Below are 15203 nucleotides of genomic sequence, written 5' to 3' on the forward strand. Positions count from 1 at the left end.
TTTAGCCCAATCAACGAATGCCGAGAATGGCGTCAAACAGTACGCTGGCGGTTTGCATCACCTTGGCCGAGGCCTGGTAGGCCTGCTGGAACCGAATAAGATCAGCCGCCTCCTGGTCTAGGCTCACGCCAGAGACCTTGTCTCTGGCCTGCACGGCCTGGTCTTTCACGACCTCGAGCGCCTGCTTGGCAATGCCAGCCTGAAAGGCGACGTTGCCGGTGTCACCCACCAGGTTTCCGTAGGCTTCCGAGAGCGTATACGTGCCCCCCACCACACGCTGGTTCTGGAGTTCGCCCAAACGAAGGGCGGTCCCGTTGTTGCCAATGCCGTCCTGGTTGCCGTCCACCAAAAAGCGATCGCCCGCCACGGGCTCCGCATTGAGCCGCAGGGTCACGCCCCGATAACTCACGCCATGGGCAGGGTCGAAGACCCGCTCGGCCACAATGGTATTTGTGAGCACGTCCCGAATTTCGTAGGTACCCTCGCCCGTGAAAGACACCTCGAAGGGCTCTGCGCGCAGAGTCTCCACTGCATCACGGCTTCCTTCTTCGAAAGTAGCCCCAAGTCGAAAGCTTGCGCCAGACTCGCCCTGCGCAAAGACCAACAAGTCCTCTTTCACCTCTCCAACGAGGTACACACCTGTTCGAAAACCCAAGGCGGCAAGCTGATCCGTGCCACCCGTCTGGCCCAGCCCAAGCCGAATCTGACTGTCCCGGGCATCTGGATTGGACGGAATGTCCACATAGGCATCTCGAATGGTCGAGACCAGTACAGACGGCGTTGTCGATGTCGTCTTAACGGCCGCCACCAAATCGACATTCTCTTCATCGATTCGATAGGTGATGGTTACCCTGCCCTCGTGCACGGAAACAGAGCGGCCAGACTGTGGTCCGAACGCGGCAGACTCTCTTAAGGCTGCGGCAACCTTGGTGGCCACTTGATTCGCGGTCTCACCCAACACCAAGGGCACAGAGATGCCACCAACAGAAATACTTCCCTTGGCGTCCACAGCACTCGAGAAGTTGATGGCCTGCTGCTCACCGACATTCTCCATCTCGCGAGTAAAAGTTAGAGACTGTTTGGCAACTTTGTCTTCAAGAAAGTCATTGACGGTCACGGTCACGCCAAACGTCTTTGAGAACTCCTCGAGTGCGCCTCCCCGGGCATAGGCACTGGGCACACCAAGCACCCGGTTATAGCTGTGAGCATCAAAATAGGCCTTCAGGTGCGTCGCGTCGAGCGAGTACTGACCATTCGTAGCTGCCCCAAAGGCATTCATTGTCGTTCCAGGAAGAGGAAGGTCTAGGGTGACCTGATCCCCGACATCATTCGTGCGCGTCAACTGGAGCTTGGGGCCGCCCGAACCATCATCGACAAGTTTGAGTTGACCAAGTGCCACACCGTTGAGGTCGAAGTCTCCCTCGTTGTAAATCACATCGCCAATGGCAGCCTTGATGTCACCGATGGCTGTGCTGGTTACGGAGGCTGGCGTGCGCTCGATGGCGCCATACACATGGTCCAGGGTCAGTTGAGGGACTTCCTGTACGTCGGCTCGAACACCATAGAACAAGTCCATGCCCCGATAGGAATCACCTCCAGCCACATTCAAATACTGGTGAGAATATGTGGCCCCCGCCGAGAAAGTCACTCCAGCCAGGCGAGACAGACGAAGCGCCTCCTCCCCGGCCTCATCGTAAAGCGCCGCCATCTCCACATCGGTCAGCTCATCTCGGCCCAGGCGATCTTTTTCCACCTGTATCCGCTCCGCGGAGGGCTCATAGAACTGCCCCAGCAAATGGCGCCCATCGCGGGTCATCACCTGCAGGTTGAGCGGCTGGGTTCCAACCTCACCCAAAAACAGCGTGGTGTCTTTGTAGCCTGCGGGCACGATGGCAATCGGTGTGGCCTTGGGGCCACTGAAACGCACGGCCTCAGAAGCCAGAATGTTGTTGTCCAGCCGGTCGAAGTCGGGGGCGTCGCCCACCACGCTGTCGAGCCACAGGCCGCGGTCGGCGCTGAAGTCCTCAGGAGTCTCGAACAGGCTGGCGCTCACCTTGCTGGGGTTGAACTGGTTTTCAATCACCCGGAACCGTGCAGCAGCGGCCACGCGGTTGGGGTCATCCACCGCCACGCGCAGGCCAGCCGAGGGTGAGTTTGCAATGTTCAGGAACAGAATCTCGCCGTCTTTGGCCTCGCCAGAGAGATCGAGCTGAATGCCATTCAAGGCCACGCTCTTGGTGCCCGTGGTGGTCTCTCCCGACACGGTGTCGGTGAGTGTCCACTGGCCACGGCTGATGATTTCATCAATACGGCCACCGTCACTGCTGGTGCTCACCTGAAGGTTGAAGGCGCCCAACACATCGCTGGTCACCAGCAAATCGGTGCCCGTGCCGTCGTCCACATTGATCTGCAGGCCAAAGGCACCACCAACAGAGGAGCCATTACCACCCTCCAGGAACGTACGCAGCTGCGCTTGTACTTCGTCCAGGTCGATATCGGCACCCTCGGCCAGGGTGGTTCCGGCATCCGAGCCAGTCGAGAGCGCACCGGAGACGGTCAATCGCCTCTCGGCCCCGTTTAGGTTCACGGTGATCTGCTCACCCACCTTGAACTGGCCCATGAGCACCACGTTGTTGATCTGCCCGGCGTTGGCCCGGTAATCCAGCCGCAGCGTGTTGGCGGAATAGGTGGCCAAGTCCAGCACGCTGGCGCTGTATCGCACGTCCGTGTCGCCACTGTTAGAGACCATCGAGAACTGGGGGTCGATTCGGAAGAGGTCGCCGCCGTTGCGGCCTTCCAGGTCAATGCCCTCGCGGTGGATGGCATTGGCCTCAATGGCCAAGGTACGCGCCAGGTTGTCCAGCCCCGTGAAGCTGGGCTCGAGCAACTGGCTGCGGAAGTTCATCAGCCCCGAAATGCTGCCCCCGGAGAATCCAAACACGGTCTCTGCCCGGGGCGAGGCGGCATCAATCACGAGGTCTACCTTGCCCACCGACGAGGGGTTCATCACAGCCGTGACGCGCCGGAAGGTGTCGCCATTCACAATTTCTCCGCCGCTGGATGAGGCCCCAATGGACACCACCACCTGGCCGTTGCTGCGCTCGGTGACCTGCACCTTGGCAAGCGCCGCCATCTGGCGAAGAATCTCGTCGCGCTGGTCCATGATGGCCGGCGGCTGACGTTCGATGATCTTGGTCTTGCCCAACTGGGCATTGACCAGTGCAAGCTGCCCACTCAGGCTGTTGAGCGAATCGGTCTCGCTCTTCAAGGCCTCGGCGGTCTCTTGGGCCACCAGGTTCAACTGGGTATTAAGCCCCTGGAAGCGAGAGGCCAGGGCCTCGGCCTTGCTGATGAACTGGGCCCGCAGAATGATGGAAGAAGAATCGGTGGCGAGCTGCCGGGCCGAGTCAAAAAATTGGTCGAACGCCGAGAGCAGGCCCACCTCTTCATTGCCCATGATGTCCACCACGCGATTGGCGTAGTTCACCAGCGGGCCTTGGGTGCCGAGTTCGGTGTTGGCATTGCGAAGGCTGTTCTCAATGAAGGCATCGTAGAGCCGCTTGATGCCCGTGACGTTCACACCGGTGCCCAGGTAGCTCGTGCCGTAGGAGCGCGGCGCGTTTTCAATGAGACCCGCCTCTTGCCGGGTGTAGCCCGCGCTGTCTACGTTGGCGATGTTGTTGGCCACCGTGCCCAGGGCACGCTGGTAGGCCGCAACCGCGGAGCCGGCAATGGAGACGAGGTCACTCATGGCTCATGCCCCGCGCTAGCGGTGGCCCCCCATCATCTTGTTGAGATCGATGGGCAGGTTGGTCTTGGCCTTGGGCAGGGCAAGGCCCGAGGCCAGCTCCACGTTCAAGGGCAATCCTTTTAACTTTGGCGCTACAGGCAGCCCCTTCTGGGCCGATTCCTTCAGTAAGGCCATGCGCCCGGCCAACACTTCTGCGGTGGCGGGGTCGGCCGAGGGGTCCACATGAACCTGGCCCGGCTGATTGCGCTCAAAAGATTTCACGAGCATGTCGGCCAGGCCCACGCCGCCCTTCTTGGCCATCTCTTGGGCAATTTCTTGGTCAAAGAGGGCCTCGTAGGTCTTTGTGGTGGAAGACCCCATGAGGTCGCCCTCTTCGTTCGAGGCCGTGGCCTCCCGCATGGTCTTGATCATGATCTGCAGAAACATGGACTCAAACTGCTCAGCCGCCTTGCGAAGTGCCGGGTTGCTGGCGGCGTCTTTGGTCTGCGCTGCCTGGGCCCGCAACTGACCAAGGCCTTGGAAGTCCAAGGCGCTGCGGACATCTCCGGATTCGTTCACGTTCACCTTAGATCACCACCAGTTCAGCTCGCAGGCTGCCCGAAGTCTTGAGCGCTTCCAGAATGGCGATGAGGGCCGAGGGCGTTGCGCCCACTTGGTTCACCGCGTCCACAATCTGGCGAAGGTCCACACCCGGCTGGAAAAGGAACATGGGGCGAAGCGGCTCGGCCACTTCAACGTCGGCATTCTGAACCGCCTGGGTCTGGCCGCCCGTACCACCAAAGGACGGCGGCTGGCTCACCTCGTTGGTGGCGGCCACCGTCACCGAGATCGTGCCGTGGGAGACGGCTGCGGCCGTGACCTTCACATTGCGGCTGATCACCACCGTGCCGGTGCGCGAGTTCACAACGACCTTGGCTGGTGGCTCACCGGGGGTGACCTGAAGGTTCTCCACCATGCTCATGAAGGAGACCCGCTGGCTGATGTCTTGCGGCGCACGAATGGCAATGGAGACAGGGTCTAGGGCCTTGGCCACATCCCCACCGAAGGTCTTGTTGATCTCATTCACAATGGCCGTGGTGGTGGTGAAGTCCGAGGCATGCACGTTAAGCAGCACCAGCTCGGCGGTGTCAAAAGGCGTGGCCACTGAGCGCTCCACAATGGCGCCACTGGGCACGCGGGCTGCGGTTGGTACACCTCGGGTGACCCGGGAGCCCGCAGCTTCCTCGTTCACACCGGTGGCCGTGAGCGCACCCTGGGCCAGTGCATAGACCTGGCCGTCCACACCGCGCAGGCTGGTGAGGATGAGCGTGCCGCCCCGCAGGCTCTTGGCCTTGCCAATGGCCGACACATTCACATCAATTCTCTGGCCCGGCTTGGCAAAGCCGGGCAGTTCGGCCGTCACCATCACGGCCGCCACGTTTTTCACATCCAGCTTGCCGCCACTGGCGGTGTCGAAGTCCCCCAAGGAGCCATCAATGTTCACGCCCAGGCGGCCGAGCATGGCCTTCATGGAGCTTGCTGTGACAGAGACATCGGCACCATCACCCGTGCCCTCCAGGCCCACCACCAGGCCGTAGCCGAGCAGTTGGTTGGAGCGCATGCTCGCGGCCGAGGCGAGGTCTTTCACACGGTCGGCCTGGGCGGGGCCCGCCAGCAGAACGGCGAGTGCGAGCGCGGCAGCAATCCAACCGAGTACCTGGCATGCCTTGTGAACAAGGCGGTCGAGCAGAGATACGTCAGGCACCGTCTTCGAAGGTTGCACCGACGGCTGCAGAAGTGGGTTGTATGGGTCCATGGTGCGGGCCTCCATTTAGAACGGCCAGAGCTTCATGAGAATGCCGGTGCCCCAGGGCACCTTGTTGGCACTGGCCAGGTCACCCGTGCCGGTGTACGCAATCTGGGCATTGGCCAAGCGACGCGAGAACACAGTTCCGTTGGGCGCGATGTCTTCGCTGCGAACAATGCCCGCCACACGAATGGTCTCGCTGCCCTCGGAGAGGTCGAGCACCTTCTCGCCGCGCACCACCAAATTCCCATTGGAGAGCACCTGGGTGACGGTCACGGCCACAGAGCCCGAGAGGCTCGCCTGCTGGTCTGCGGTGCCCGTGGCCTCGCTGCTGATTTCGGAGCCGTCGAGCTTAAGGCCATTGGTGATGCGCCCCGCTCGATCACGCGCAAAGCCAGGCAAATTGCTCACGATGTTGGGAACCAGGCCGGCAGCCACGTCGTTCGAAGTCTCCCGAACCGCGCTGGTGTTCGTGACCCGGTTGGCCTGGGTCTGCTCATTGAGAATGACCGTGATGATGTCGCCCACGCGGTAATCCTTCTTGCGGCCAAACCAGTTGTCGTTTCGGCCGCCGTTGTAGATGGAACCGGTGACGAGCTTTTCGGGCTCGAGTGGCAGCTGAACGATGGGTGCGAACTCCTCGGCCGCCATCTTGGGCGGCGAGGAACAGCCGGCGAGCAGGGCGGCTGCGCAGACCGTGGAAAACAAGGCAACAAGGCGCATCACACGGCCTTTCAAATTAGAGGTTTTGATTAAGGAAGCGCAGCATGCCGTCGGTGGCCGAGATGCTCTTGGAGTTCACCTCGTAGGCGCGCTGGGTCTCGATCATGTTGACCATCTCTTCCACCACGTTCACGTTGGAGGCTTCCAACATGCCCTGGCGAAGAAAGCCCACACCGGCGGTGCCAGGCACCAAGACCTGGGGGGCGCCACTGGCAGCGGTTTCTTTGTAGAGGTTCTGGCCCATGGGCTGAAGGCCCGCCGGGTTGATGAACCGGGCCAGGTTGATCTGGCCGAGTTGGACCTGTCCACCCCCAGCGACGATCTCCACCGAGACAATGCCGTCTCGGCCAATCGTGATGGAGGATGCGTTGTCTGGAATGACCAGGGCGGGGTCGAGCAAGTCGCCGTTGGCAGTCACCACCTGACCGGTGGCCGAAATCTTGAAGCCCCCGTCACGCGAGTAGGCAATCGTGCCGTCGGCCTGGGTGATCTGGAAGAACCCCGGGCCGTCAACGGCAATGTCCAAAGCATTCTCGGTGTTGATCATGTTGCCCTGGGCGTGAATTTTCTCGTTGGCGAGCACTCGGGCACCGGTACCCATCATAAGGCCCGTGGGCGCCAGGGTGTCGGCACCCGTCTGGCCGCCGGCCTGGCGCACATTTTGGTATAGCAGGTCTTCAAAGACCGCTCGGTCGCGCTTAAAACCGGTGGTATTGACGTTGGCCAGGTTGTTGGAAATCACGCTCATGCGTTTTTGCTGAGCGTCGAGTCCCGTCTTCGAGATCCAGAGTGAGGCGTCCATGTCGACTTCCTTTACAGAGTTGCCCTACACGAAGCAAAAAGCGGGCCTAAAAAGGTTGCCGCTAGGCGCGCAAGAGTTGCGAGCCGCTTTCGTCGATTTCTTTGGCAGATTTGATGAATCGAATGCTGGATTCGAAGGAGCGGCTCTCATCAATGAGCTTTACCATGGCGGTGATGGGGTTCACATTGCTGCCCTCGAGGGCACCGGGAGCTACTTCCACGGCCTTGGGGCCCGTGGGGAAATCGCCCGGCTGGCGAACGCCGTCGATGAAGGGCTCGAAGAGACCATCTTCCCGGCGCACCAACACTGTTTCGCTGGCATCACGCAGCATGAGCTGGGCCACGGGCACCTCCGCCTGAGGTGCGGGCTCCGTGGGGTTGCGCACAAACACGCCGCCCTGCTTGGTGATGTTTACTAAAAAACCGGGGGGCACTGTGATGGGGGCACCGCCCTCGTCCAGCACCAAGTGGCCTTGGCCGTTTTCGAGCACGCCATTCACATTGGTCTTTAGGTCGCCGCGGCGGGTGAAGGCCACCTCGCCGTTGGGTGCCTGAACACCCATCACACCCTGCTCCAGAATGGCGATGTCGGTGGCCTGGCCGGTCACCATGAGTGCGCCCGGCGTCAGGAAGACCCGATCAATCTTTTCCATTTGCGGCGAGATGCGGGTGTCGTATCCGATGCCCTCGGTCTTGACCGCCTGCATGGCCGCCTCGTAGCTGCGCTTAAAGCCCGTCGTCGAGACATTCGCGAGTTCGTTGGCCAGCACGTGCCGGCTGGTGCGACGCTCATTGATGGAATTTAAGGCGGTGTAGGCAAGGCGATCCATGGCTTAAGTCCTATTCACTCCCGAATTAACTCCGGATGTTGATGATGGCCTGCGTCAACGTGTTGTTGGTCTCAATCGCCTTCGCGTTGGCCTGGAAGTTTCGCTGCGCCGTGATGAGTTCAATGAGTTCCTGAGTGAGGTCCACATTGGCCCGCTCGCGGGCACCGGCTCGAACTGTTCCGAAACCCGCCGTGCCGGCTTCACCGAGTGTCACAGCACCCGACTTAGAGGTGGCGTAGTAGCTGGCATCACCAATCTGACGCAAGCCCGTGGGGGCAGAGAAGTTGGCAAGAATAATTTTGGCCAGGTTCTTCTGCGAGCCATTGGAGTAGTTGGCAGACACCAGGCCGTCGTCACCAATGTCCAGGCCAATCAGGTCGCCCTCGGGGCGGCCGTTCTGGTTCTGGGCCAACACCGAAAACGGCGAGGAGAACTGGGTGGAACCGTCGTAATTGATGGAGAACTGCAGCGTGGCACCGGTGTCACCAATGGTGGTAGCCTTAAAGGCAATCGACTCGCGTGGCGAAACCAGGTTACCCGCAGTATTAAAGGTAAGTTCGCCCTTGTCTAGGAAGATGGGTGACCAAAGCTCTCGAGTCTCGTCTTCCGAGAAGTCGCCAGCCTGGGTGGTCTCGTTGCCGTCACGGTCCACATAGAGCGGCACGCCGTTGGCGTTCTCCGCCTGAGGGGGCACCAGCCAGCGCTCGGTGCTACCCCGGCCACTGGGCAGGTCTTGCAAGCCCCAAATGCTCGGGCCCGTGATTTTCAGGAAGGAGTCATCCCCCTCGGTGCCGGTCGTGATTCGAAGTTGGGTGGTATTACCAACCGTCTCATAAGTCACCCTTACGCCGTTGACCGAGCGGCCACGCGTGTCCTCCAGAGAGTTGATTCTGAACTCCAGCTCCTCACGGAACGACTCTTTCGTGAATTCTTCGCCGATGGGCAACTCGATCAGGCCCGTCACGTTGTCCACAGTCACAGTAAAGCGGTTGGTCTCAGAACTCAGCGTGAAGCGGTTGTCGAGGTTCAGGCCGATCGGCGTGCCGACCACCGAGGCCGGAAGCGAACGAACACCGCGGGTGGGAAGGTCTTCCGAAGCGGTTTCACCCGGTTCAAAAGCGAAGATGGCCTTGAATGCCTCAAAGGCGATGACATTGGCATCCGTCGAAGTCGCCGGAGTCGTTGGATAGTCGTCAGCCGTGTATCGAACCCCCGTTGTTGATGCCGTGGCAGCCACCGTTGGGTAAAGAATTTCAACGGAAGATTCGTCACCTGTAGTGCCCGAAAAGATGCTGAACGTGCCCGTGGTGGCATCAAACCGAACCCGAATGCCCGTGCGCTGATCGCTGTCGGAGTAGCGGGCCTCATATTCGCGAATAGAGTCGCCGTTGGGGATCACCAGGCCGCCGTAGCTGTCGGTCTCATCATCGATCACCGCATAGGTAGAGGTTAAGTCAAATAGTTCACTCGTTGCGGTGGTTCCGTAAGACTTGACAGAGACGGTGGTGGCTGCCTTTGGCGCGAAAAGAATCGTCTGGGATGACGGCGAGTAGGAGAACGTTGGCGCATTTGTTCCGAACCCAGTCGTGGTGTTCGATAAAGCCGCTTGCACCAGCGTCTCAAAATCCTCAATGGTCAGGGCTGAGAGGTCATACTCCGGGGTCCCGTCATTGTTGGCGTCCACGTCAATCGAGATATTCTTCTCAGTGGTGGAACCCGCATCCGTGACAACCCGCACAGTGAAAAGATTGGCTACATGATAGTTCTGGTCTGATGTGGTCGTTGAAGCGCGAAGGTCTGAGAGGTCAAAAGTTCTTAAATCCCCGTAGGCCTTGTTGATCTTTCCCTCCAGAACACGAGCCAACTCCACACCACTGAGTGGCTGCGCCGAGCTGTCAAAGAGATCTCCCAACTCGATGCGAACGGGTGTTGGGGAGCTATCGATATTGAGGCTCACGGCAATCCCGTTGGTGGCGATGGCGGCCGCCGAATAACCTGTTTCTGCAATGACTTCGTCGTACACATCAAAGGTGCCAGAGGCCAGTTTGCTCACAATCGTTCCGTCAATGGCTGCCCCGGTGTACTCTGCCGCCTGCGACGGCTCCTTGTCGGTGAGTCGATCGAGGTTAAACAGCTTGGTGATGCCCCGTGCAATGTCCTGTGGCGGAATGGCGCTCTCGGGCTGAACCTGGCCATACTTGTTCACATACAGGGCCTCGCCTTTCGGGCTCTGCGCCTGAATCAAGAACTCGTCGAGCTTGGTGTCGCCAATATAGACGTAGGTCTGCCATTTGTTCTCGGGCGCATCTGGGCTCGCACGCTGGGTCTTGGCGTAGTACACCGTGGCCAGGTATTCGTTGCCACCGGCGTCGAACACAGTCACAGCCGTGGTGAGGTTGTAGGTGGAAGGGTCGAGTGGATCAAAGGCCACGGTCTTCACTTCACCGTCGGCCGGCACGTTCAGGCTGAGTTCAATCTCGGTGGTCTCGCGGGCGTCGCCCGTGGTCGAGCGCGGAATGATGAGCTTACGAAGGTTCTCGAGGTCCGCCTTTCCGGAGGAGTCCACGCTCGCCGCCATGAGGGCCTGGTCTGCGGAGTTCACCACGGCAAATGACTCATCCAGTAAGAAGGTGCCGTTTCGGGTGTAGATGTCCTGCAGGCCATCGGCAGACTTCAAGGGAAAGAAGCCGTCACCGGTAATGGCGATGTCCAGCGAACTCGCCGAAAACTGAATGTTGCCCTGGGAGAACTCCTGAGTCACCGACTTCAAGGCCACACCCTGACCAATCACTGAAGAAGCTTTCTGCAAAGGCGAGGTGGCGAAGATGTCACCGAAGTCTGCGCGCGAGCGTTTAAAGCCAGTGGTGCCCACGTTGGCAATGTTGTTACTGGTCACACCGAGCTGGGCGGTGGCGGCATTCAATCCGGTTAGGGCGGTATAGAACGACATGGTGGTGCTCTCCTTGGAATCTGAATGCGGCCGTTAGCCGTTGATCTGTTTGACTTGACTGAAATTCACCGTGGCCCCGCTCTGGGTCTCGAGAATCAGGTCGTTGAATTCGGTGCTGTAGGTCACGCTTTTCACCACATCTGGGGTGGCAATGGGCACCTTGGTCACTTCACCGTTGAATCCATTCACGGTGGCCACGACGCGGTAGGCGCCATCCGGCATCTTTTCGCCACGGGCATTGGTGCCATCCCAACGCACGGTGACATCGCCTGGCGCCTTGCGGCCAAGCTCCTGGCTCTTCACGAGCGAGCCGTTCTTGTCATAGACCGACAGATTCACGCTGTTGGCCCCATTGGGCACGGTGATCACGCCGGCAATGGCAGCGCCGTCCTTCAGAATGGCGGGGCCATCGGGCACCGCCACGCTCTTGCCAATGAGATGCGCCCCGTTCATGAGCCGCTCACCCTTGAGCGAGGTCACCAGGTCTTTCATCTGATCGCTCATGCTGGTGGTGGCCTCCAACTGCGAGAACTGGGCCAACTGGGCCACGAAGGCTTCGTTTTCCATTGGGTCCAGCGGGTTCTGGTTCTGCAGCTGCGTGGTGAAGAGCAGCAGGAACTCACGCTGGCCCATCTCCTCGTTCTGCATCTTGGTGTAATCCTTGGTGATTCCCGAGACCGTGGGAATGGTCGCCGGCATCTGAAGGGTCGAGGCATTGATGCTCATGAACGGGTCACCTCCAGGGTTTTCATCATCAGGGCCTTGGCGGTGTTCACCACCTCGACGTTGTTCTGGTAGGTGCGGGCCGCGGCCATCATCTCGACCATCTCGGTCACCTCGTTCACATTGCTCATGAAGACATAGCCGTCTTTGTCGGCATGTGGACTGCCGGGCTCATAGACCCGCGGGTTGGGGTTCTGCACGTCCACGATCTTGTCCACCCGTACGCCGCCGACGTAGTTGGCACCGGGGTGGGTGTCTGCGGTGGAGAGCAGCGCCTTGAAGACCGTGCGCTTGGCCTTGAAGGCTTCTTGCTCGGTGGGGGCCGTGGTGTTCTGGTTGGCCAGGTTGGAGGCCGTGAGGTTCATGCGGGTGAGCTGCGCGTTGAGTGCAGTGCCCGCGATTCCAAAGATGTTGTCAATCATGGCAAGGCTCCTATGGGTCGATGCCGTTATTCACCGCGAAGGGCTTTTCGAATGCCCGAGATGCGGTTTTCCAAGAACATGAGGGTGGCCTGGTAGTCGGCGGTGGCCTTACCAAACTGGGCCTGCTCCACCGCCATCTCCACCGTGTTGCCATCGGTGGCGGCGTTGAACGGGATGCGGAACTTCAGGCCGTCGGGCTCGTTTTCAACCTTGGCAATCTCGTAGTGCCGGTTATCGGTGGCCTTGATCTTCACGCCCTCGGCCCCGGCAATCATCTTCTTGAAGTCGATGTCACGCGCCTTGTAGTTGGGCGTGTCCACGTTGGCGATGTTCTGGGACAAAATTTCGACGCGACGATTCCGAACCGCCAGTGCGCGCTCATGAATGCCAAATGCGTTGTCGAGTAATTTCATCTCAGCCTCTCTCAAGAAATGACTGGTCGGGTCGATTCATGCAACGGCCATGCCATGCCCAAAGCGGCAAGGTCTTGCCGTTGCACAGGGTCTGATTGCGTTGTTTGTGTTCGCAGGTCATCGCACGGCCAACAGTTCTTTGGTGGCAGGCCGGCGCCAGCCATTGGTCTCGGCCTTCGCCAGGGGTTCGCGCTGGGCCTGGGCCAAGGCGAACTGGGTCAGGCGCGCGTTGGCGTTCTCCACCAAGCCTTTGCGCAGAGACGCCCGGGTGATGGGTGCGTTCTGATTGCCCCCCACATGCAGGGCGGCCGCCTGAGGGCCGGGTACGCCCAGGTCGCGGTGCATCTGACGCTCGTTTCGGCCAGCGGGGTACAGAACAGTTAAATAGAGGTTGTCGAGTGAGGCGGGCTTGTACTGCTGCAGGCCGGTGTCTTCAAAGTAGCGCTCGACCAAATCCAGTTGCTCGAGCACGCTGAGATCCAGAATTTTCTCGGGCTGCTTGCCGTAGCCCGCGCTGGCGGCACCCCGGTCCGGGCCATCACAGAACTGAATGACCCCATGGCAGTTGCCGTTGGTGGCCCGCGGGTTCAGTCCATCGCTCTCCATGAGGGCCACGCGAGCAAAGTCGTCGGGGTTGAATCGGTGCTCTCGAGACATGTCGAGAATTCGGCGCTTCACCTCCGCCACCTCGCCTGTGGGGATGTAGCCCTTGGCCACGGCTCGGTCCAGCGTGCGCTCGAGCACCCGGTACTGGGTGCCGGTTCGCTCGCCAAGCACCACGGCTGCGGCCTCGTTGGCCGCCAGGGTGTCGGCCAGTCGAGGCTGGCCTGCGGCCTGTGCCAATCCACCCGGCACGGGGCCCTTCGCCATGGAGCCCCCATTGATTAGTGCAGAAAAATCAATGGTTTGGCCCGCCAGGATGCGGTCTGGATTTTGAATTTGATTGTGTTCGGCCACCGTGTGGATGCGGGCCATGAGGTCGCGGAATGGCATGCGCTGTGCATCTGCAGGCCGCATCTGGCCAAGCTGCCCCAGGGCCTGCCGTGTGAGGCCAGAAAGGGTGTCGCCGGGTTGAACATTTACTTTCATGCCGAGCGTGGAAGCGAAAGCCGTGCCAACAAAATTGGTCTGGGTTTTGCTTGAAGGCTGGCATGCAAATGAACGCTTACATACACCGTCGAGACATGCCCTGGGCCCATGAGCGCCCGCGCCTGCCACGGCTTGTCTCTTGGGGGCTCGGTTTGACCTTGGCAGCAACAAGTTTGCTGGCCACCGCCCAAGCGGCACCCAGCGCACCCAGCAGTGCTCAACCCAATTCCGCCGAGGCTGCGCTCATTGAGCAGGCCCAGCAGTGGCTCTCGGGCAGCAAGCCCGGTCAGACCGCGGACACCTCCATTGCCTTTGCTCCGCTCGATGCGCGACTTCAAATACAGGGCTGCCAGGGCCCCATTCGGTTCGACCAACCCTTCCCCAGCCAGCCGGCCAGCCTTCGGGCCCGATGCCTCAAGCCCGACTGGACGGTCTTCCTTCAGCGAACCGACGCTGCCGCCTCGGCTTCAGCCCAGGCTGCAGCCCGCCCCGCCGCCAGCCGGCCCACGCCCGCAGGCCCGTCGATGCGCAAAGTGGTGGTGGCGCTGGCCAACCTGTCGGCCAACCAGCCCGTGGACCCAGCCCTTTTTGAGTTACAGGAGCGTCCACTCGCCGGGCCTGCGAGCACCTACTTCACCACCACCGACGGCCTGGAGTTCGCCCAAGTGGTTCGGGCCATTCCGGCCGGCCAGGCCATTCGAGCCAGCGACCTTCGGCCCGCCGTGCTCGTGCGTCGGGGGCAGCCGGTGGTGCTCGCGGTGCAACGGGTGCCGGGCCTGAGCATTCAGATCACCGTGGAGGCCCTCGAAGATGGCCGCTTCGGAGACCAAATTCGCTTTAAAAACAAAGAGTCCGGTCGAATTACCACGGGCCAGGTGGTGGGCCGTGGCCAGGCCAGGGCTTCTTAAGTGTCCGGCCCCGCACCCAACCCTGACCTTTTTTCACGAATTTTCCAGTAAAGGCCTTCAGTTCCTCAAAATGGTGCCGATTCTCAAGACAACAGGTAAAGTGACGTCTAAAGGACACAACCATGGCTGATTCCATTTCCAGTTTGGGCCGCGCCGCGCGGGCAGACCTCGCGGCGGAGAACCGACTCAAGAAGATCGAAGACGACAAGCGCGACGCCGCCCAGTCGGCCTCGTCTCGCGCACCCGAACCCGCAGAAGACCGTGTGGAGCTGAGCGGCATCGACGCCCGCGCCATGGCCGCTCCGGATTTCGATGCCGACAAGGTCGAGCGCATCAAGCAGGCCATTCGCGATGGCAACTACCCCCTGGATGCCCGGCGCATTGCAGAGAGTTTTGTCTCGCTTGAACGAATGATCTCGGGTGCGGCCGAGCGATAGCCTTCCCCAAGCGGAGCGCCTGCTGGCGCTCCTAGACGCCGAGTTTGAGGCCCTTAAAATTCAGGATCTCACGGCATTTGAGTCTCATCAGTCTGAAAAAGCCGCCATCTTGCAAGAACTGGGCGCTTTGGCTCTACCCGAAGAGGGCCCCGAAGCGCAGGCCTGGGAGCCCTTCCGAGAGGTCATTCGGCAGTGCCGAGACCACCACCGCCGCAACCAGATTCTTGTGCAGCGCAAACTCGATGCCATTCGGGCCGCGCTGAAAACCCTGCAAGGGGCCGATGCGGCGAGTTCCGTGGAGGTCTACGACCGCATGGGCCGCATGAGTGTCAACCGCCGCAGCCGCGGACTGGCCGACGCTTAATCACCT

The 15203-nt window shown here is 60.6% G+C and carries 14 protein-coding genes; 3 read left to right on the forward strand and 11 right to left on the reverse strand.

Going from position 1 to position 15203, the window contains the following annotated elements:
- Nucleotides 1–10: 10 nt before the first annotated feature.
- The 11 genes from flgK to AC8GDA_RS08110 form a co-directional block, all read right to left on the reverse strand.
- Nucleotides 11–3751, reverse strand: coding sequence for a flagellar hook-associated protein FlgK (flgK, locus tag AC8GDA_RS08060; protein WP_506556015.1), 3741 nt, complete (start codon nucleotides 3749–3751; stop codon nucleotides 11–13).
- A 15-nt stretch (nucleotides 3752–3766) separates the two neighbouring features.
- On the reverse strand, nucleotides 3767–4309 hold the full coding sequence (locus AC8GDA_RS08065) for a rod-binding protein (RefSeq protein ID WP_506556016.1): 543 nt from the start codon (nucleotides 4307–4309) through the stop codon (nucleotides 3767–3769).
- Between the two features lie 7 nt (nucleotides 4310–4316).
- Nucleotides 4317–5546 carry a flagellar basal body P-ring protein FlgI gene (locus AC8GDA_RS08070; RefSeq protein WP_506556017.1) on the reverse strand — a complete coding sequence of 410 codons (1230 nt, stop codon included), beginning with the start codon at nucleotides 5544–5546 and terminating at the stop codon, nucleotides 4317–4319.
- Between the two features lie 15 nt (nucleotides 5547–5561).
- Nucleotides 5562–6260: a flagellar basal body L-ring protein FlgH gene (locus AC8GDA_RS08075; RefSeq protein ID WP_506556018.1), complete on the reverse strand. Its 699-nt coding sequence runs from the start codon at nucleotides 6258–6260 to the stop codon at nucleotides 5562–5564.
- A gap of 16 nt (nucleotides 6261–6276) precedes the next feature.
- Nucleotides 6277–7062, reverse strand: coding sequence for a flagellar basal-body rod protein FlgG (flgG, locus tag AC8GDA_RS08080; protein WP_506556019.1), 786 nt, complete (start codon nucleotides 7060–7062; stop codon nucleotides 6277–6279).
- 61 nt (nucleotides 7063–7123) lie between these two features.
- A complete protein-coding gene (locus AC8GDA_RS08085; RefSeq protein ID WP_506556020.1) occupies nucleotides 7124–7891 on the reverse strand; it encodes a flagellar hook-basal body complex protein in 768 nt (255 codons plus the stop codon).
- A 25-nt stretch (nucleotides 7892–7916) separates the two neighbouring features.
- Entirely contained in the window at nucleotides 7917–10841 is a 2925-nt protein-coding gene (locus tag AC8GDA_RS08090; protein WP_506556021.1) for a flagellar hook-basal body complex protein, read from the reverse strand.
- A 33-nt stretch (nucleotides 10842–10874) separates the two neighbouring features.
- A complete protein-coding gene (locus AC8GDA_RS08095; protein ID WP_506556022.1) occupies nucleotides 10875–11567 on the reverse strand; it encodes a flagellar hook assembly protein FlgD in 693 nt (230 codons plus the stop codon).
- The gene (gene flgC, locus AC8GDA_RS08100; protein WP_506556023.1) at nucleotides 11564–11986 is read right to left on the reverse strand and encodes a flagellar basal body rod protein FlgC; all 423 of its coding nucleotides are present in this window, start codon (nucleotides 11984–11986) and stop codon (nucleotides 11564–11566) included. The genes AC8GDA_RS08095 and flgC overlap by 4 nt, the downstream gene beginning before the upstream one ends.
- Nucleotides 11987–12012: 26 nt before the next feature.
- Nucleotides 12013–12399 carry a flagellar basal body rod protein FlgB gene (flgB, locus tag AC8GDA_RS08105; protein ID WP_506556024.1) on the reverse strand — a complete coding sequence of 129 codons (387 nt, stop codon included), beginning with the start codon at nucleotides 12397–12399 and terminating at the stop codon, nucleotides 12013–12015.
- A 117-nt stretch (nucleotides 12400–12516) separates the two neighbouring features.
- Complete coding sequence (locus AC8GDA_RS08110) at nucleotides 12517–13488, reverse strand: hypothetical protein (RefSeq protein ID WP_506556025.1); 972 nt, start codon at nucleotides 13486–13488, stop codon at nucleotides 12517–12519.
- A gap of 68 nt (nucleotides 13489–13556) precedes the next feature.
- Between AC8GDA_RS08110 and flgA the strand changes: the two genes are divergently transcribed.
- From flgA to AC8GDA_RS08125, 3 genes are all read left to right on the forward strand, one after another.
- On the forward strand, nucleotides 13557–14396 hold the full coding sequence (gene flgA / locus AC8GDA_RS08115) for a flagellar basal body P-ring formation chaperone FlgA (RefSeq protein WP_506556026.1): 840 nt from the start codon (nucleotides 13557–13559) through the stop codon (nucleotides 14394–14396).
- A 122-nt stretch (nucleotides 14397–14518) separates the two neighbouring features.
- Nucleotides 14519–14833, forward strand: a complete 315-nt coding sequence (flgM, locus tag AC8GDA_RS08120) for a flagellar biosynthesis anti-sigma factor FlgM (RefSeq protein ID WP_506556027.1) — start codon at nucleotides 14519–14521, stop codon at nucleotides 14831–14833.
- The gene (locus AC8GDA_RS08125) at nucleotides 14817–15197 is read left to right on the forward strand and encodes a flagellar protein FlgN (RefSeq protein WP_506556028.1); all 381 of its coding nucleotides are present in this window, start codon (nucleotides 14817–14819) and stop codon (nucleotides 15195–15197) included. Before flgM ends, AC8GDA_RS08125 begins: the two co-directional genes overlap by 17 nt.
- Nucleotides 15198–15203: the final 6 nt, after the last annotated feature.

This window comes from Hahnella aquatica (SeqCode), from assembly GCF_965194505.1.
GTDB lineage: Bacteria > Pseudomonadota > Gammaproteobacteria > Burkholderiales > Burkholderiaceae_A > Hahnella > Hahnella aquatica.